Source organism: Lacticaseibacillus manihotivorans DSM 13343 = JCM 12514 (assembly GCF_001435035.1).
Lineage (GTDB): Bacteria > Bacillota > Bacilli > Lactobacillales > Lactobacillaceae > Lacticaseibacillus > Lacticaseibacillus manihotivorans.
The window spans coordinates 1-700 of the sequence record NZ_AZEU01000172.1 but is presented as its reverse complement, the minus strand read 5'-3'; the positions used below and the strand labels follow the sequence as shown (position 1 = coordinate 700).

The window sequence follows — 700 nt, the reverse complement described above, 5'->3', positions numbered from 1 at the left end:
TTTATTTTGTCTGAGTGCTAACGATAGTGGCTAACTTGATTGTAAAACGCGGGGATAATTAATTCCCAACAAATCGCCAACCTTACTCATGATTTTGTAGAACTGTTTTTCCGTGATATGTCGATCAGAGTGCTGAATCGAGGGAAACAACCAGTCAGAAACCAAATGGTTGTCTTGCAACCAAGCTTGATAAGCCAATAAATCAGCCTGCACAGGTTTTAAGTAGAGCAGGTTAGCTTTACCGGTCTTTTGGTCGTGGATAAACGCATTCTGACGCACGGTGCCGTTTTCATTGAAGACATCTGCCCAACGAAGCTTCATAACGTCGCTCACACGCAGCAGAGTCGCTTTACCCACTTGAAAAACGGTATAGTTACGCCGACCAGCTTTGAAATTATGGAGTAATGTATCTTGCACCTCTTTGAGCACATTTGAATCTTTGATCGGTAAGACAATTTGTTGCATGTTAAAGCACCTCATTTTAAAAATATAGTCGGGAATGATAGCGGAAGTTCAAAAATGAGACTTCCGCTTATGACAAGGGTTGAAAAACAAAATGTTTGATTTTTGATAGCGTACAGGCTATCATTTAACTATGGAAGAAATAGAATTTGATTATTATGACTGGAATGAATTTAAATAATTTTCGCAAATTGCAAGAACAAGTTAGCCACCCCATGGCACGACACCGTGAGATGAA

Annotated in this window: 1 pseudogene; it reads right to left on the bottom strand. The window is 39.7% G+C overall.

Features of this window, described 5'->3' with window-relative positions:
* Positions 1-54 precede the first annotated feature (54 nt).
* Positions 55-465, bottom strand: a pseudogene (locus FD01_RS09730) (tyrosine-type recombinase/integrase); the annotation flags it as partial.
* Positions 466-700: the final 235 nt, after the last annotated feature.